17 protein-coding genes are annotated in these 17459 nt (G+C 66.0%); 12 read left to right on the forward strand and 5 right to left on the reverse strand.

Annotated features, from left to right (window positions below):
• Positions 1-108 precede the first annotated feature (108 nt).
• Both ACIBTM_RS34845 and ACIBTM_RS34850 read left to right on the forward strand, forming a co-directional pair.
• Positions 109-303: a HEAT repeat domain-containing protein gene (locus tag ACIBTM_RS34845; RefSeq protein ID WP_395881400.1), complete on the forward strand. Its 195-nt coding sequence runs from the start codon at positions 109-111 to the stop codon at positions 301-303.
• Positions 304-969: 666 nt separating this feature from the next.
• Positions 970-2238: a vanadium-dependent haloperoxidase gene (locus tag ACIBTM_RS34850; RefSeq protein WP_395881401.1), complete on the forward strand. Its 1269-nt coding sequence runs from the start codon at positions 970-972 to the stop codon at positions 2236-2238.
• A gap of 407 nt (positions 2239-2645) precedes the next feature.
• Here the strand turns inward: ACIBTM_RS34850 and ACIBTM_RS34855 are convergent, their stop codons facing one another.
• Positions 2646-3035, reverse strand: coding sequence for a hypothetical protein (locus ACIBTM_RS34855; protein WP_395881402.1), 390 nt, complete (start codon positions 3033-3035; stop codon positions 2646-2648).
• A 1080-nt stretch (positions 3036-4115) separates the two neighbouring features.
• On the opposite strand from ACIBTM_RS34855, the gene sigJ reads away from it, so the two are divergent.
• The 4 genes from sigJ (at position 4116) to ACIBTM_RS34875 (ending at position 7590) form a co-directional block, all read left to right on the forward strand.
• Complete coding sequence (gene sigJ, locus ACIBTM_RS34860; protein ID WP_395881403.1) at positions 4116-5027, forward strand: RNA polymerase sigma factor SigJ; 912 nt, start codon at positions 4116-4118, stop codon at positions 5025-5027.
• 30 nt (positions 5028-5057) lie between these two features.
• Positions 5058-5978, forward strand: a complete 921-nt coding sequence (locus ACIBTM_RS34865) for an NADP-dependent oxidoreductase (protein WP_395881404.1) — start codon at positions 5058-5060, stop codon at positions 5976-5978.
• A 13-nt stretch (positions 5979-5991) separates the two neighbouring features.
• Positions 5992-6450: a cupin domain-containing protein gene (locus ACIBTM_RS34870; RefSeq protein WP_395881405.1), complete on the forward strand. Its 459-nt coding sequence runs from the start codon at positions 5992-5994 to the stop codon at positions 6448-6450.
• Between the two features lie 483 nt (positions 6451-6933).
• Positions 6934-7590, forward strand: coding sequence for a twin-arginine translocation signal domain-containing protein (locus ACIBTM_RS34875; protein ID WP_395881406.1), 657 nt, complete (start codon positions 6934-6936; stop codon positions 7588-7590).
• A gap of 875 nt (positions 7591-8465) precedes the next feature.
• Here ACIBTM_RS34875 and ACIBTM_RS34880 read toward each other — a convergent pair.
• Both ACIBTM_RS34880 and ACIBTM_RS34885 read right to left on the reverse strand, forming a co-directional pair.
• Complete coding sequence (locus ACIBTM_RS34880) at positions 8466-8948, reverse strand: hypothetical protein (protein ID WP_395881407.1); 483 nt, start codon at positions 8946-8948, stop codon at positions 8466-8468.
• Between the two features lie 1003 nt (positions 8949-9951).
• Positions 9952-10710 carry a hypothetical protein gene (locus ACIBTM_RS34885; protein ID WP_395881408.1) on the reverse strand — a complete coding sequence of 253 codons (759 nt, stop codon included), beginning with the start codon at positions 10708-10710 and terminating at the stop codon, positions 9952-9954.
• A 903-nt stretch (positions 10711-11613) separates the two neighbouring features.
• Between ACIBTM_RS34885 and ACIBTM_RS34890 the strand changes: the two genes are divergently transcribed.
• Positions 11614-11784, forward strand: coding sequence for a hypothetical protein (locus ACIBTM_RS34890; protein WP_395881409.1), 171 nt, complete (start codon positions 11614-11616; stop codon positions 11782-11784).
• Between the two features lie 124 nt (positions 11785-11908).
• Here ACIBTM_RS34890 and ACIBTM_RS34895 read toward each other — a convergent pair whose 3' ends face one another.
• Positions 11909-12241 (reverse strand): hypothetical protein, encoded by a 333-nt coding sequence (locus ACIBTM_RS34895; protein ID WP_395881410.1) that lies wholly within the window; start codon positions 12239-12241, stop codon positions 11909-11911.
• Between the two features lie 170 nt (positions 12242-12411).
• On the opposite strand from ACIBTM_RS34895, the gene ACIBTM_RS34900 reads away from it, so the two are divergent.
• The 5 genes from ACIBTM_RS34900 (at position 12412) to ACIBTM_RS34920 (ending at position 16756) form a co-directional block, all read left to right on the forward strand.
• A complete protein-coding gene (locus ACIBTM_RS34900) occupies positions 12412-12558 on the forward strand; it encodes a hypothetical protein (protein ID WP_395881411.1) in 147 nt (48 codons plus the stop codon).
• 97 nt (positions 12559-12655) lie between these two features.
• Positions 12656-12898, forward strand: a complete 243-nt coding sequence (locus ACIBTM_RS34905) for a DMT family transporter (protein WP_395881412.1) — start codon at positions 12656-12658, stop codon at positions 12896-12898.
• A 342-nt stretch (positions 12899-13240) separates the two neighbouring features.
• Positions 13241-14068 (forward strand): APH(3'') family aminoglycoside O-phosphotransferase, encoded by an 828-nt coding sequence (locus tag ACIBTM_RS34910; protein WP_395881600.1) that lies wholly within the window; start codon positions 13241-13243, stop codon positions 14066-14068.
• 529 nt (positions 14069-14597) lie between these two features.
• Entirely contained in the window at positions 14598-15623 is a 1026-nt protein-coding gene (locus tag ACIBTM_RS34915) for a helix-turn-helix domain-containing protein (RefSeq protein WP_395881413.1), read from the forward strand.
• The gene (locus ACIBTM_RS34920; RefSeq protein WP_395881414.1) at positions 15620-16756 is read left to right on the forward strand and encodes a PucR family transcriptional regulator; all 1137 of its coding nucleotides are present in this window, start codon (positions 15620-15622) and stop codon (positions 16754-16756) included. Before ACIBTM_RS34915 ends, ACIBTM_RS34920 begins: the two co-directional genes overlap by 4 nt.
• A 47-nt stretch (positions 16757-16803) precedes the next feature.
• On the opposite strand, the gene ACIBTM_RS34925 is transcribed toward ACIBTM_RS34920, so the two are convergent.
• Positions 16804-17322 (reverse strand): hypothetical protein, encoded by a 519-nt coding sequence (locus ACIBTM_RS34925; RefSeq protein WP_395881415.1) that lies wholly within the window; start codon positions 17320-17322, stop codon positions 16804-16806.
• Positions 17323-17459 lie beyond the last annotated feature (137 nt).

Below are 17459 nucleotides of genomic sequence, written 5' to 3' on the forward strand. Positions count from 1 at the left end.
CAACGACACCAACCCGTGCCGCCGCACGCGGTCAACGCCGAACGCGCGCGGGGGTGTCATGCCCCTGCTCCGGCAGAACGACCGGCTCAAACAGCACGGCATCTGGCAGTGGGGCCTGCTCGCCTTCCGCTGCTGACCGAGGCTCTACGCGACCCCAAGGCACGCGTGCGGGCCAACGCCGCGACCGCTCTGGGCAGGGCCGCTCCCGCCGGCCTGCGCTCGCTCCTCGCCGACGCGCTGGTCGATCCCCACCCGGCCGTCCGGTCCGCCGCCGCCGCGGCACTGCGGGCAGCCACTCGCTGACTGTCCTCTAAGGACGCCTAGTTCAGCTCGCCGGTTTGTAAGAATCAGCGTGGCGTACTCGGCCAACTCGGGCACGCCGCCTGATCTTGCCCTCGCGAGGAAATGCCACGGTTTTGAGACTGATCATGGTGACAAGGCCGTGATACAGCCGAGAACGCCCAGGTGGCAGAAGATCAAGATGTCATCGCTCGCGGGACCCTGCGATTGAGTTGTAGGGTCTCACAGCTGATGTCGTAATCTCACGGACGATGTCGTACGGATGTCGTATGCGTCATCGTGGTGAGATTCGTTCCCGGCGGTTCCGCCGTGCACTTCAGCCGGCGACCTCCGAAGACACGTTAGGCCGTCGCGTTGCTGTCACCGCCATCAGGATGGCGTACTTCTCGTCACGCGTGAGACCGCCGAACGTCAGTGCAACACGTTTGCCGTCTACTTCGGACGTGCCGGAGAAAGAACCAAGCAGATGCTCACGGCCCGGCCTGCCATCGCGGAGCATCAGCACTCGACTTCACAAGTGCGTACTCGGCAAGGATCGTTGTCCATGCTTCACTGCCGTTGGATACTGGAACTTTCGAGGGAACTGGCGCCGATCAGCCGATGGGGACCCCCATGACACATCGTGTTCGTGAGCCTGGAAAGTTCCGCGGATTGTGCGGGGCAGCTCTCATGATCGTGCTTTCTGTGACCGTGCCGGTGGTGTTCACAGCCACCGCGGCACAAGCTGGGGCGGCCGCCGCAACCAAACCCCCACCCAACGCCGTCATCACCTGGAATCTCTACGCTCAGACCGCCGTCTACGAGGTCGCCCGGCAGTCGCCGAGCGCGGCCGCTCGCAGCTTCGCGATAGTGCAGGGCGCGGTGTACGACGCCGTCAACGCGATCGCCGGCACCCCGTACAAGCCGTACCTGATCGCACCCCGCAGCCAGCCCGGCGACTCGACCCCGGCAGCCGTCGCCACTGCGGCCTACCGTGCACTCGTATGGCTTTTCCCCGCTCAAGCCGACTACCTGCGCACGCAGTACGAGGAGTCGCTCGCCGCAATCCCCGACGGTCCCTCCGAGCGCGGCGGCATCGCTGTCGGCCAGGCCACGGCCACGGCCATGATCAATGCCCGCCGCAACGACGGCGCGTTCTCCAACGCGACCTGGCCCGTCGGCACCGCCCCGGGCCAGTGGCGGCCAACCCCGCCAGGCTTCCTCCAGGTCGGCGCCTGGTTCGCCACCCTGAAGCCGTTCGTCATCGACCCCGGCCACTACCGCACCCCCGGACCGCCGGCCCTGAGCAGTGCCGCCTATGCCCGCGACCTGAACGAGGTCAAGGCACTCGGCTCGGCTGCCAGCACGACGCGTACACCCGACCAGACCGAAGCGGCGACCTGGTGGGACGACCCGCGATTGGTGGAGTGGTCGATCAAACGTCAGCTCGCCACGACCCACCGGCTCGCCACCCTGCAGACAGCCCGCATGTTCGCGATGGTGGACTTGGCCACCGCCGACGCACTTATCGCCTGCTATCAGGAAAAGAAGCACTGGAGCTTCTGGCGTCCGGTAACAGCGATCCCGCTCGCCGACACCGACGGCAACCCGGCCACCGACGCCGATCCAGCCTGGACCCCATTGCGGATCACCGCGCCGTCACCGGAATACCCGTCAGGGCACACCTGCTACACCGCCGCCACCACGACAGCCCTGCGCAAGTTCTTCGGCCGCGACGACCTGTCTTTCAGTGCCTACAGCACCGACTCCGGCACCACCCGCCACTACCACAGCCTCTCCCAGGCCATGGCAGAACTGAACCAGGCCAGGGTCTGGGCCGGGGTGCACTACCGCTTCGCCGGCAAGGACGGGCATCGGCTCGGCACCACCGTTGCCCGCGACGTCCTCGACCACGCCTTCGGCCCCGCGGCAACTGAACCAAAGAGATCGGGTGAATAGGTCTGTCGTGACGATGTGCCGTTGAACGGATGGCAACGCCACATCGGCAGGGCTGCTCTACCGCGCACTCTCGAGGAAATGTCACGAGCATGAGACTGATCATGGTGACATCGCCTTGAGACAAAGCAGAAAACCCAGGCCATTCAAGATCGATAGGTCACTGGCGGTGAGATCCTACAGCTGGTTGTAGGGTCTCGCCGCTGACGTCGTAATCTCACGACCGATGTCATACGGATGTCGTATACGGTGAGGATCGTTCCCGCACAAGATTGACCAGCCCCGGAGTTAGACCGTTCGAGTGCTGTCGTCGACACGGCCGCCTCGTCTTGTCGCGCCGCCCTCGCGGAACGCTGCCTGTCGCCGCTGCTCTGGTAGGCAGATCCTCGATCAGATGGGCCGGACCGGTGTCAGGCAAGCAGGGTTGTCAACCGCAGGTGCTGCTCTTCGTGCGGGGTGGGCAGCTCGCCGGCACCGGCCGACGGGATCGGCCGCGGCCGACGCGGTACACGCGAACCCGATCCGCCGCCACGACCTGGGTAGACCAGCAACCCGTGAGCCAGATCCGGCACCGCGTCCAACGCCGCGCGCACGGCGGCCAGCCCGCGGAAGCGGTCGCGCTGCTCATCGTCGGTGAACTCAACCTCGATCACCACACCCCAGTGGTGCTCGTGCCACCCCCACTGGCGTGCTCCGTTGGTCACGGCCGCCTCGGTGAGGTCGTCGCCGTGCGCACGCCGCCAGGCACTCGCCGGCGAGCCGTCACCGTCGAACACCTCGATGGTCAGCCAATAGTCCACGCACCCGACCATACGCCGATCCTCTCGCTGAAGGGAGGCGTCTTTCCGGGTTCCTGCCCGCGCGACACCGCCTCCGTGATCATCGCGGAGCAGCGGTGAACTCGGGCATAAAGACGTCTGGCGCGCATCTGCTGAAGAAAGAACACAATACTGAGATTGATCTCGTGAGACAACGCGGAATCCGCAGTTCCAACAAGGTCAACATGTCACGCGTGATGAGCCCCTGCAGCAGGGGTCTCAATTCCCGTGACCAGATCTCATTGATCTTGGCCACCGTTGGTAAATGAGTCATTGGATTGAGATTGATCATCGCTGGGCGATCCGAGCGGGCCTTGATGGCTCGCCGATCGTCGTCGCGCCCTCACGTGTTGGTGCAGAGCACCAACGTCGTAGAGCTCGTCGGGCGCTGCATCGCCGCCGGTCGAAGATGCGGTGGCACAAACGAACCAGCAGCGTCCGCTCATGCCGATGTCGGGACGTTCGGGTGCTGTTGACCGCGGAGGTCGCGACGAGAGCCGGGCGCGGACGATTCCGTCGTCGTCCGGTCGCACGGCCACGAGTAATGGGTTGTGGCCGGCGGTGGTGAACGGCAGGAGGATCGCATTCCGCACCCGCAACCAGATCCCGCCACGTCTCCTGGCTTTCCTCAACGATGCGCACAGATCGGGCCTACTCCGCCAAACCGGCCCGCTCTACCAGTTCCGGCACGCGAAACTCCACGACCGCCTCGCCACAAGACAAGACCAACCCGCCCGACCCCACCAACAGCCACCTGGCGAACGACCGTAAGCCCGGCACCGCCCCGTACCTCCCTGTCCCCTCACAGCTCAGCCCTCCGTCATCCGGCAGCCACACGACTCCTTGCGCGCAACGCGCTCTCCAGCCGAGGGAAACGCGCACAACCGAACGCACGCACATGACCGTCTTGGCCGGCGCCGCCGTTCCGGCGGAGCACCCGTGGTCGTGCGTGAGCAGCTCGACCGGTCACTCGGACGGTCCGGCTGATCCGGTCCGGACTTGTGCTCCGAAGCTGATCACTCTCTAGTCTTGCTCCACGAGACCGAATGTGGAGGTGGTCGGATGAGTGACGCCGGCGGTCCTGGGCACACTCCGGACACCGATTGGGAGACGCATCGGCCCGCGGTCTTCGGGGTCGCGTACCGGCTGCTGGGCAGTGTGGCCGACGCCGAGGACGTCACCCAGGACGTGTGGCTGCGTGCGTCCACAGCGGATCTGTCCGCTGTGGACGATCGGCGGGCCTGGCTCGTCACGGTCTCCGCCCGGCGCTCGTACGACATCCTCAAGAGCGCTCGCGTGCGCCGGGAGTCCTACGTCGGGCCCTGGTTGCCGGAACCGCTGCTGACCGGCCCGGACTCGGCGGTCCCGGTCCTCGTCGACGATTCGGTCAGCTCGGCGATGCTGCTCGTCATGGAGGAGCTGAGTCCACCCGAACGGGTGGCATTCGTGCTGCACGACGTGTTCGAAATCCCCTTCGGCCGGATCGCCGAGGTACTGGAGGTCGCGGCGCCGGCCGCCCGGCAGCTCGCGTCCCGCGCTCGCCGCCGGGTGGCGAAAGCCGACCTCTCGGAACGCAGCGCGTCAAACGCCGAACGCGCGCGGCTGCTGGCCGTCTTCCGCGCCGCCTACGAGGCCGGCGACCTCGCCGGGCTGGTCAAGCTGCTGCACCCGGACGTCCGCTACGTCACCGACGGCGGCGGCAAGGCCTATGCCGCGCGCAAGGCGATCCACGGCGGCGAGCGGGTCGCCGAGGTGATGGTGCGGGTAGGCCGCCAATGGCATCCGGACCGTATCGACCTGGTGGAGGTCGGCGGCGAACCAGCGCTGATGTTCCACCGCGGCGGGCAGGTGTACTCCGTCGACACGGTCCAGTACTCCGACGGCCTCATCGTCGCATATCGCCGGGTGATCAACCCCGACAAACTCGCTCACCTCCCAGCGGTCACACCCGGACAGGCTGCCTCGTCTCCCTGACGGACCCGCCCTCTGAGGAAGGACATCTCCATGCGAGCCATCACCGCCACGAACCGCGACGCCGGCGCAGCCGGACTCGTGCCTGCCCGGCTGCCCTACCCGCACGCCGCGGAGAACGACGTCATCGTCCAGGTGCACGCAGCCGGGTTCACGCCCGGCGAACTCGACTGGCCCGGCACATGGGCCGACCGTGCCGGCCGTGACCGTGCCCCCAGCGTCCCCGGGCACGAACTGTCCGGCATCGTCGTCGAACTGGGCTACGGCACCGCCGGCCTGACCGTCGGGCAGCGGGTGTTCGGCCTCGCCGACTGGACCCGCAACGGCACGCTCGCCGAATACACCGCCGTGGAAGCACGCAACCTCGCCCCGTTGCCGACCGGCATCGACCACACCACCGCCGCTGCGCTGCCGATCTCCGGGCTTACCGCGTGGCAGGCCCTCTTCGAGCACGGCCGCCTGGAAACCGGCCAGACCGTGCTGATCCACGGAGCGGCGGGCGGCGTCGGCTCGATCGCGGTCCAGCTGGCGCGGGAGGCCGGCGCACGAGTCGTCGGCACCGGCCGAGCCGCCGACCGCAAACGCGCGCTCGCCCTCGGCGTCGACGTGTTCCTTGACCTGGACTCGGAGAAGCTGGAAGACGCCGGCGAAGCCGACGTCGTGTTCGACGTGATCGGCGGGGAGATCCTCGACCGCTCAGCGGCGCTCGTGCGGGCCGGGGGCACCCTGGTCACCATCGCCATGCCGCCGAAAGTCCGTCCCCGCGACGGGCGCGCGGTGTTCTTCGTCGTCGAAGCCGACCGCGCCCGACTGGCCGACCTCGCAGCCCGCGTGCGAGCCGGGCGACTCACCGTGGCTGTGGGTGCCGTCCTGCCGCTCGAAGAGGCGCCGGCCGCGTTTTTGCCGGGCAAACGCATCCCGGGCAAGACCATCATCCGCGTCATCGAAGACTGATCAGGAGACCGTCGTGCGAGCCACCCGGATCGCCCGCGCGGCCCTGGCCGTCGTCCTCGTCGCCGGAGCCGCCGCCTGCACCAGTACCACCGCTGACCCTGTCCCGCCGCCCTCCTCGGCGCCGGTGCAGCATCCAGCGGAAACCCTGACCGCGCTCCTGCAACAGGCGCTCCCGAACGTCGCAGGCAAGACCTTCACCTCATCCATCGTCACCTTCCCGCCCAACGCGCGTGCCGCCCCGCACCGCCACGGGCAGGCTTTCGTCTACGCCTACGTGCTCGAAGGCAGCATCCGCAGCCAGGTCGACGACAAACAGGCGGAAACCTTCCGCCAGGGACAGAACTGGATCGAACACCCGGGCGCCCACCACGTACTCACCGAGAACGACAGCGCGACCGAACCCGCGAAGCTGCTCGTAGTGTTCGTGTCCACCACCGGAGAACCGCTCAAGGTCGACGACTCGCACCCGTAACGATCAGCTTCCTGAACCTCACCAATCCAGACAGCGCATACCCGGCGTCAAGGCGTACCCCCGCCTGTTCGAGATGTATCGAGCCGGATGGGCCGAACTGTGTGAACGTCCGACTCTGCCGATGAGCGGACGTTTGACTGACGCTGTGGGTTATGGGTGGCAGCTTCACTGCCTGAGAGAGCGGTCGTCGATTTGGGAACGTCCTGCGAACTGATTTGTCTGGGTATGGCCCTGCGGCGTCCGGCTCGAACGGGCCACGATGCTTCTGCGGCCTGGGCACGGGGTGTAGATGACGATTGTGCGGGAGTGCCCGTGTGAGTGCCCGCTGATGCTCGCCTGTCCTTCGAACCGGTCGACTTTGGTGGCTTCCTGCCATGCCCGGGGACACGTCTGGCTTGACCTGCTCGCGTTCGCCGCCCCTCGGTGGTTCCGGCAGCTAGGTTCAGGGGGCTCCGCACACCCGCAACCGGGAGAGGACAAGAAATGTCCACATTCAGTGACAGTTCGTCCGGGAGCGGCATCGGACGCCGAAGGTTCCTCACCACCGCGGCCGCCACCGGCGGCATGGCAGCACTGGGCCTGCTCGGCACCTCGACGGCATCGGCCCAGCAGGCGGGGCTGCCCCCGATCGACAACGACGTCCGGTTGGGCGGCCGGGCGGTCGACGCCCAGTTCCGGTTCCGGGGCGTGCTGGCGAGCGTGGACTTCCGGGTTGGAATGGAGTTCCGGGTCGTTCGGAACCCTGAAGATCCAGACACCTCGGTACTATTGGAGTTCACTCAGCTCAATTTCACCGCCGAACTGCCCGGTGACGACGGTAGCGAGAGCACCGTCACCATCGAACAGCGCGACGAAGACGTGAAGCCCAAGAGTGTGCTGCGGCTGGTTCAGCGGGACCCGCTGAAGTTCAAGAACATCCTCGTGCCGCCTCCATTCACCGTGACTATCGAGCACCCGGATGAGGCACCGCAGGTACTGGCCCCGAAGAATCCGATGAAACTGATCGGCAACCCCACGAACTTCCCGCCGAGTGGCGCCCTCTACAAGCTGCAGGACCCGGTCGACCTGGTCGTCCCGGATGACCCGGACACCACGATCGCGAGGATCAGGCGATTCCCGGTGAAGCTCCGGGGAGTCTAGGCCGTGTCCTGTAAGTCTGTTCGATGGGCTTCGTGATCCAGGTGGTTCCTGACGGTGCGGGCGGATCGGCCTCGTACCGGGTCGTACTCGGCCGCATCCACCCGTGCCGTCAGGGACCGCCTGGGCGCGAAGACCGCGAACAAGACTTACAGGACACGGCCTAGAACCCCTGGGCCGTTCAACACGCTCCGGATGCCACACGCCGCACTCGCCCGGCACGACAACCAGACACCCGCACCGGCACGGCCAGCACACTCCAATCTCCAGAAACCGACACACCGACGAGGTAACCCGCCGCAGATCCTCTGCGCGGGCTCCGATCCGAATGTCCTGTAATGCCGCGATGAGGACCTTCAGGCAGGCAGGTGGGGTCAGCCCACGTTGCCCGGGCGCCACAGCCGCCGGGCTCGCCACCTCGGCAGAGGAAATGCCGCGGGTTTGAGACTGATCATGGTGACTTCATCGTGAGACAACGAAAGAACACCCAGGTCGAACAAGATCGACATGTCATGAGCGGTGAGACCCTACAACGGTTGTAGGGTCTCAATTCCCGTGGCAAAATCTCAATGATCTTGGCAACTGGTTGGCAAATATGCCATGGAATTGAGATTGATCACCGCAGGTCCATTCGAGTGGGTCTCAGCGACTCGCCGAACCTCGTCGGACTTGGACGCGGTGGTGCGGTGTAGGCATGGAAGGCGTCCGGCGGCTCACCTGCGGCGGGAGCACCATGATGGTCAGGTCGAAGACCCTTCCGGTGTCGGTCCATGTTCGGCTTCCTGACCGCGTGTCGGAGCTGGTAGCCAGCTGGCTTGATGCTGATGCGCACAGCCGCGCCGTGGCGCACTTTTCGCTCCTACAAAAGGGCAACGGCACTACGCGGGGAGATTCTGGTCGGCCACCGAGAACGGCCGGCCTCGTTCTGTACGAGTCGAGGTTGGAACTGGCGCGGCTGTTGTTCGCTGAGTTCGACACGCGAGACGGAGCTTGACCAGCGCACACGGCGCCACGTTCCGGACTTCCTGCTTCTGACCGACTCCCTGTGCCTTGTGAATCGACACGGCGTAGGCGATCTGGAAGGGCACCAGCATGTTGACCTCGTCGTCATCGGCGTCCGAGTTCAGGCGCTCAAAGACGTCGAACTGGACTACCGAGCCCTCGACCCACCGCAGGTCGGTACCGAACAGATGCTGGGCGAATGTTGGGTTTGAAGCCATGATTAGGTTATGGCCGCTGTCGTGTGGAGTCAGGCGATCGGGACGGTGTTCCTCGGGTTGGTTGGGCTGTGGCTCGCGCACAACATTCGTCGGCAGATGCGGATCAAGCTCGCTGAGCGACAGGTTGACGCATATGTCCAACTCTGGGCGATCACCGCAGCAGCGTCACCTACCCGAACTGCACCGCTGGACGAGCCCGAGCGACGCAGTCTGTGCGACGCGATGGATCGTTGGTACTTCAACGAAGGTAATGGTGTTTTTATGCCCCGTGCGACCCGCAATCTCTTCGTCGCGGTCCAGTCCAACCTGGTATGCCGGGTCGGCTCCATCCAACCCAAAACGCTGGCCGACGAGCTCACCGACATGCCTGCAGTGGAAGCCGAGCGCCGACATGGCTGCGTGGCTATTCGCCAACTGTCCCTACTGCGAACCCAGCTCAAACTCGACCTATCCCTGCATTTCGGATTCAATCACCTCAGCCACATCCACCCAACGGATCGTGCATTCCTTCGAACATGCGGCATATCACCCCGACGACGCCCCTGGCGCCAATACCCATCCCGACTACTCGGCCGAACCAGTCCCAAGTCTTGCGTCTGCGGGAGCTGCTACCACCAGCCGATCCGAGCTGTACCCAACTCTCCGGCTGACCAACACAAGTAGGTAACCATGACAGGGAAAGTCCGGTCATGCCGCGAGGCGTGCGCTTGCGGAGGCGTTGGAACGGCCCTCGCCGCCGGTTGACCCACCGCCGCTGAAGAAATGCCACGTAACTGAGACCGATCTTGAGTGACATCGGGTGAGACAGCTCGAAACCCGCAGGTCACAGAAGATCGACATGTCACGCACGGCGAGACCCTACACTGGTGTAGGGTCCCAGAATCGATGACACTTTCCCAAAGATCTTGGCACTGAAATGGCACTAGTGCCATGAAACTGAGATTGACCATTCTTTCACGCCCGCTGAGCTGTTCCAGTGGGTGCCCGTGACGCGCCGCGTCAATCGAAGATGCTGTGGCATCAACCGAATCAGCTGCTTCCGTTGATGTCGATGTGCGGCCGCGCCACGTTGTCGTCAGGGGAAACTCGGCCGTTGCGCGGACTGGGCTTGGGTCACGGCCGGCCGCAAATGGGAGTCTGGTCGTCACGACGGTGGGGTGAGATTCTGGCAGAGGTGGGTGGGAAATGTCGGTTCGGCGGCGAGGATTTCGCTGCAGCCGCCGCCCTTCGTGGAGGCAAAGCTCTTCCAGCCGTTGCCGGCCCAGCGGTAGGCGACCCGGGTCGGGGCCTGGCCGCTGTGCCGCTGCAGGTCGTGGATCAGCCAGTTCTGGTCGCACGCCCGTGTTGTGCCCGGATGCTCGGCCTCCGCGCTGAACTCGACCTGCGCCACCCATGCTTCGGCGCAGTGGTCGGCAGGTGGTTCGCAACCGAGGATCTTGTCGCATTTCTTCCAGCCGGTGGAGGACAGCCCCCAGGTGTCCCCGGCGTTGACGAGCACCGGCCGCTTCCCGATCGGTGCCGCTGTCTTCATCGGGAAGTCGGTCGGGACCTGCTTGCAGTCCGGGCCGTTCCCGGGCTGGAACAAGACACTGGCGTGGATCCTGTCGGCAGCTTCGGTGATCTGGGTGTGCGGTTCGACGGCACAGGCAGGCAGGTCGACGCGCAGTACCGCACTGTGGCCGTCCGGGCCCGGCCGAATGTCGGTGATCCACGCGGACATGTCCGCTGGAGGAGCCGATATGAGCGGCGGGTCCGGCGTGGTCGCTGACGTGGTGGCCGAGGTGGTCTCCGGCGTAGCGGTGCTTCGGTATGGGATGTTCAGTGCCAACACCAGCCAGAACACGAGCCCGCCCACCGCGAGCGTCCCCACCGTCCACAGCACGGGTCTGACAGATCTCGACATCGAAGTTCCCCCTCAACGTTGTCGGCAGGGAGCCTACCGGACCTCTGAACCGTGGGAGGCGATCATCGCGGGCGCACGGGGTGCCATGGCAAATGTTCGTCGACATGCTGTGGTGGCAGTGCCCGGCAGGTCGAATCCTGTAGGGATAGATTTTGATCTGCTCAGGACTTAGGTGGATCTCGACCCATGTGCCGGCCATCCCATGAGGCAGGCCGTCGATATGGCCGAGGTCGATCACTGCGGCGGCCAGCTCCAGGTGCGCGAACGGCTGCTCCGCCTCAAACCCAGTGAGGCCGAGCCGTTCTCGGCAGAAGACTCCGCGTTCGTCCTGGAGAAGGCAGGGTTCCTCGACTGTGGCCGGCGAGCAGTTGAACCCCCACCGGAACTCCTCGCCCAGTTGCACTCGATGTGGTGCTCGCCCGCTGTCGCCCCAGGTTTCCGCCCCAAGACGCCGGCACGGTCCCGACCGAGTACTTCACGGTGACCAGCGCGGCATCGCCGCGATTCCGGGACAACCGCTCCGCCTGAACCAGCACCGGATCATCGTTCCGTATGGCACGCGCCCCGCTAAGTGCGCCCTCATGCCGAATAGCGGGCGTTCGCCGAACATTCGCTATTGCCGATGTTGGGAGGTTCCGGTCGCCGTCCGGTCGCACGGCCACGAGTAATGGGTTGTGGCCGGCGGTGGTGAGCGGCATGAGGATGGCCGCGTGCGCCCGCGAATGCGTCGGCCAGGCCCGCTTGGTCGTCGCTGTCGGCGTAAAGCCGTGGATGCGGCCGTTCGCGTGCTCCAGGACGGCCAGCGCAGGGAGAGGATCCACCTGCTTCAGAGGAGAAAGCTGACCGTCACCACGACGGCGAAACCGGAGGCCTTTCACGGGATCGGGCAAGGAATGCGCTGTCGTGCTGGCCGCGGCGGGTGTCGTCCTCGCCGGTCCGTTACCCGCCGCCGGCGCCACCTCGGCACGTGTCGACGCCGCGGTCCAGGGTGAGTTCCCGCTCATCGGCGCGGGGCTGAGCGTTGATCTCAACGCGGCACTCGACCTCGAGGGCAGCGAAGCATGCCCCATGTAGTCGCAGTGTCCAAGAGCTTCATTTCGCAGTTCTGGAGCACTTTGCTGAGCCTGTAGATCGCTCAGACCAGCGGTGCAATGGCCTGCTGGTCGCAGGAACCGGCTTTGCTGCTGGCATTGGCCGCTCAGCAGGCCTTCACGGCCACGCTGTGCACCCGGCCGGAGAGGTTGTAGATGGTCACGGTGTCCCAGCCGCCGTTCGCGGTGACCTTGTACTTGTAGCCGGACGGCACCCGCTGGCTGCGCTTCGCGCCTGCCGGGACGTTGCTCTGCTGCACGACGAGCTGGCCCGCCCTCGATCCGCTGTCGTAGATGATCGAGTAGAGCTTGGGGCCGGAGCAGTTGTTGGTCCAGTTGATGTAGCCGTAGGTCGCGGCGGACGCCGGGCCGGCCGTGGCGGCGAGGCCGCCGAGGGTCAAGGCCAGGGAAGCGAGCAGGACGGGCAAGCGCTGACGCACGTGTTCTCCTTCGGGTGCGAATGGATCACGTGCAGCCAACACCGTGCTGTTGATCACCACATCGGTCGTTCGCACCACAAATCGGCTGAAATTGGATGGATTCCGGCGCTCGGTCTCGCGTGTGGTCACGGCCCGGTTACCCTCGTTCTGAACCTGTGCCGGAGTGGGGATTGGGCGATGGCCGCGACGAGTCGCAGCTGGAGGCCGTGCGCAACCAGATCTCCGACGGCGCCGTCGTCTTCGGGCAACGTCTCGACTGGCGCAAGCTCCTCGGTATCGCCGGGGGCGTCGGCCTCCGACTCAGCGGAGCGGCGTGATGACTCAGGACACCAACCCCGGATCACGCCACCTCGCCGAATCAATCGCGCGGAAGGAACTCACGCTCTCTCCGTCGGAGGCAGCCAAGGCTTCACCGTGCTGTCCTGGTCGCTCGTCGCGGTCGTCTTCTTCCTTCTGACGCTCTTCGTCCTCAGCCTTGCCCTGTGCACCATCGACGTAGGCATCGGTTACGCCGTCTGGGCCGGCATCGGCGCCGTCGGAGGCCGCACTGCTCGGCCCCATCTTCTTCGGCGAGACCCCCACCCCGGTCAAGGCCCTCTGGCTCAAGCTCTCCGACAGCCCCGAGCGAACGCAGGCCGAGCTGCTGCCCAGTCTTGACAACCACGGTGCAGCAGACCACTTGCCATGGCTCAGACTCAGCAGGGGAGCAGACTGAGACTACGACGCGATGACCCACGCGAACGCCGCTCTATCGATCGAGGGCGGACGCCGGCACTGGGGCGTTCCCAGTGCCGATGCCAACTGCCCAGTCGGCGGTGCGGGGACGAATTCCGTCGAGCTTGAGCAAATGCTCGTCCGGTGCTCAACTCCACCCGGAAATGCGGATCTTGCCGTGAAAGCTACAGCCCGGTGGCGTTCGATGCGCCGTGATCTGCATCTGCATCACCTCGAATGAGGAACCAGGTAAACCGGCGGAAGCTGAGCAGGCCGCTGGGTACGATGATCTTTGTGAGTGGGTCACCGGTTCATGAGTGGGAGTTCTTGCTTGCCCAGCACCATCCCGGCGGGTGGGAGCCTGTCACGAGTGGAGAGTCTGGCGCTTATGTCTTTCGCAGTGCCGACGGCTCGCGGTTCGCCAAGTGCGTACCGGCGGGGCAACAGGATCTCTTGGTACAGGAACGAGATCGGATCGATTGGCTCAGCGCCAGTGGCATCTCAGGGCCCAGGGTGCTCGACTGGATCGCTGACGCTGGTGACGGGTGTTTGGTAACCAGCGCCGTCCGCGGGACCTCTGCCGACAGTGTGTCGGCAGAGGCGCTTCGGCAGGCGTGGCCTTCCATCACTGAGGCCGTGCGTGGGTTGCACGCGCTGCCGGCGAAGGAGTGTCCGTTCACCCGAGACCTGGAGGAGATGTTCGCCACCGCCCAGGACGTCGTCGCGCGCCGTGCAGTCAACCCGGATTTCTTGCCGGTCGAGCAGCAGCAGACGCCGTCGGCCGAGTTGCTCGATCGACTTGCCGAGCAAATCGGTCGGCGCCTTCGGCAGGAAGCCGCCGACACGGTCGTCTGTCACGGCGACCTCTGCCTGCCCAACATCATCCTGGACCCAGGCACGCTCAACTTCGCGGGATTCATAGACCTCGGACGCCTCGGCCGGGCGGACCGATATGCCGACATCGCCCTGCTGCTCGCCAACGCCCGGGAAACGTGGGATGACGAGAACCAAGCGATCGCCGCCGACGAGGCTTTCGCCCGCAGTTACGGCATCACACTTGACACCGACCGGCAACAGTTCTACCTCCACTTGGACCCTCTCACTTGGGGATGAATTGCGGTGCCGGAGCACCGATTTCGTCGCCTGATGCTGCGTTGACGTACGGTCTGCGTCTTCGTCGTTCGCTGGCTGGCAGGGGCCATCCGACGGACAGGATGGGCGCCCGCGGTTCATGTGCCACTTCAGCTCCGCGTGCTGGGGTCGAGTAACTGCACTTCGAGTCCGGCGAACCGAGGCCCCGGTCAGCGCCGACTGGGTCGCGAGCCGCCGGCGATCCATCATGCCGGTCGGGCCGGTGAGGAGCCAGGCCATACGTGACCATGCCGGCATTCGGACGCCACAACATTTCCGCAACATATTCCGGTGAGAATCCGTTCCACGACAAGAAGCCGGATTTGAAATGGTGGACCGGTAGGCGATATCCGTGCCACATTCGACAGCGGAGAGAGGGGAAGGCGTGGGTGACCTTTTCGCCAGTTGGCGTGACCGTATCGATGCGAACAGTGAGCGTGCCGTTGACCTCTTTGTCCGGGAGCTAACGGATTTCCGCAGGATCGCGCTAGACGCGAAAGCACGTGCCGCGATGCTGGACTTCGCCGTGTTCCTCCGGCGGCGCACGATCGCGCTGGTCGCCGAGGATCTGCCGTTCACCGATGCCGATCTGTCGTTCATCACCGCGGTGGGGCGGGAGCGTGCTGCCAGCGGGATCTCGTTCGCCGCGCAACGTGACGTGCTGCGGCTGCATCACTCGCTGACGCTGCGGGAGGTGGATGAGGCCGCCGGCCGGCACGATCTCGACGACGTGATGCGCACACTCGCCTGGTGGCCGGCGCAGGGGCTGGCCGCACCGGCCGCCTACACCCGCGGCTACCTCCTCGGGCAAGGAACGATCCTGTCCGAGGTCGACCGGGTGTGGCAGCTGACAAGCCTGGTGGTCGCCGACGATCCCGCTGCCGCCGAGCTGGCCGGGATCCTGGCCGTACCCGTGCCAGACCGGCCCCTGGTCGTCGTATGCCGGGTGCCCGGTGAGACGCGGTTACCGGACGACGGTCCGTCCCGCACGGAAGTGTCGCGGCAGCTGTTGTCCCGGCAGCGGATACCACTGCGCTGGGCGGAGCCGGGAGAGTTCGTGGCGGTGGTCGCCGACGCGGCGGCCGCCGCGCGGGTGGTCGAGGACTTCGGCGAGAGCGCAGGACTTCCGGCCGCGGTGGGTGCGAGCCATGCGACACGTGGCGGGGTGGCGGCGGCGTTCACCGCCGCCCGGGAGCTCAGCCGGGTAGCGCCGGTCCGCACCGCGCCGGGGACCGTGCACTACCTGACCGATCTCTTCGCCGAGGTCGGGGCGATCCGCCTGCCTCCGGTGGATGGCTGGTTGCGTGAGGTGGCCGCCCGACTCGCCATCGGCCCGCGGTTGGTCGGCACCCTGGATGCCCTCTACCGCAACGACATGAGCCGGTTGCGGACCGCGGGGGCGCTGAACATCCACCCGAGAGCCCTGGAGTACCGGCTGCGGCGGGTACGGGATCTCACCGGCCTCGATCCGGTGTCCGTACGCGGTGTCCGGGTCCTGAGCACCGTGGTGAACCGGGCACTGGCCGGGCTGCCGTGAGCGAACTGTTGCGGCAGCTGAGGAGCCGGGCGCCGGCCAATGCCCGGCGGTTCGTCGACCTGTGCGTGGCGGAGCTGCCCGAGTACGCCGCGGCCGCCCGGGACTCCCATAAGTACCGGGAGATGCTCGACTTCGCGGTGTTCACCCGGACTCGGACGGTGGATCTGGGTGCCGAGGACAGCCCGCTGGGTCCCGATGACCTTGCTGTGGTCGAGTCCATGGGCCGTTACCGGGGCGAGGACGGAATGTCGTTCGAGATCGTGCGTCGGCTACTCACCTTGCACACCACCGTGACCCTCCGAGAGATCGGGGAGGCGTCGGGTCCCCGCGACCTCGACGCCGGGATGCGGTTGCTCGGCTGGCTGGGCCCGCAACTGGAGGTGGCCCAACGGGCCTACACCCTCGGCTACACGACAGGTGTTCGGAGACATCTTCCGGTCGTGGCGTGCGTGCGGCGGTTCACGGAGCTGGCACTGGAGGGCGATCCGGACGCGCCTGCGTGCGCGGATTCCTGTGGTGTCCGTCTGCATGACCGCTACCTTGTGACCGTGGCTCGGCCGGCGGTCGAACCCCCTGCGCCGGCCGACCTCGTGCACGCGGCGTGGGATCGCCACGGTATCCCGGCCACCTGGCGAGAACCGGGCGAGTTCGTCGCGCTGGTCCCGGCCGACGGGCAACAGGTGGCGGGTGCCCTGATCCGGGAGGTCGCCGAGATGGCCGGGCAGCCGTGTTCCGTCGGCTCGGCCACCGGTCCACTCAGGACACTCGATGCAACGTTCGCGCTGGCCGAGCGGATCAGCAGGGTGACACCGGCCGAACGGTCGCCGAGTCACTTGTACACCGTCACCGACACGCTCCTGGAGTTGGGTGCGGCGGAACTGCCGGAGATCGACCGCTGGTTGCACGACCTCGCGCGGCTGCTGGACGGCGGCCCCGACCTGGTGAGCACGCTGAACACCTACTACCGCAATGACCTGAACCGGCGCCGCACCGCCGCGTCGCTGAACATCCACCCCAGAACCCTCGACTACCGGTTACGCCGGACCCGGGAACTGACCGGGATCGACCCCGGCACAACGCACGGCATCCGAGTGCTCGGCACCGTCGTGTCGCGCGCCGTCCCCGGCATATGAGTGGTGGGCGACCCGGATGTCTCCAGGTCGCCCGCCGAATCAGGTGGTCAGAACAAAAGCGCTTCGGCGACGACGCCGAGGCACGGTCCGTTCGGGGTGGTGACCGCCACGGTGACGAATGCCGCTGGTACCGACGGGATCCCGGTGAACACCGTGGTCGAGGTCTGGAACTCCGCGGTGTTCGGGGAACCCGAGTCGCCGAAGACGCCGCTGATGCGGGTGGGAGCGTTCAAGTACACACCGTTCAGCCTGTGTGAGCTCACCGGTCCCTGAGTGCTCTTGTAGCCGTAGGTGATCTGCGTCTCCCTGGCGCTCGCGAGCTTGAGATTGAGGAAGATCGAGCCGCAGGTGCCTGTCACGGTCGCATTGGTGGTCACCTCGCCCTTACCCTGTAGGTTCATCGGCACGGTGACGGATTTGGTCGTCCCCACGGGGACGGGTGATGCGACCGGTCCCGCTTGCGCCGGACCCGCGCCGACCACCAACCCGAGCATGGCGAGCAGTGTCACCAGCGCCGCCACACCGGACCGGGCGAAACGCGCTGATCTGAGTGTTTTCTGGGGCATGAGAATTCCTTCTGCGAGATTTCCGTTCTGGTGCGGAAAGCCTGGCAGGACGTCGCTGTACCCAACTACGTGAATCCACCACAAACCGGGCCTTCGAAATCAAGATCGGATCATCACATCCCGAAACACTCGAACCG

It is taken from the genome of Amycolatopsis sp. NPDC049868, assembly GCF_044461365.1.
Lineage (GTDB): Bacteria > Actinomycetota > Actinomycetes > Mycobacteriales > Pseudonocardiaceae > Amycolatopsis.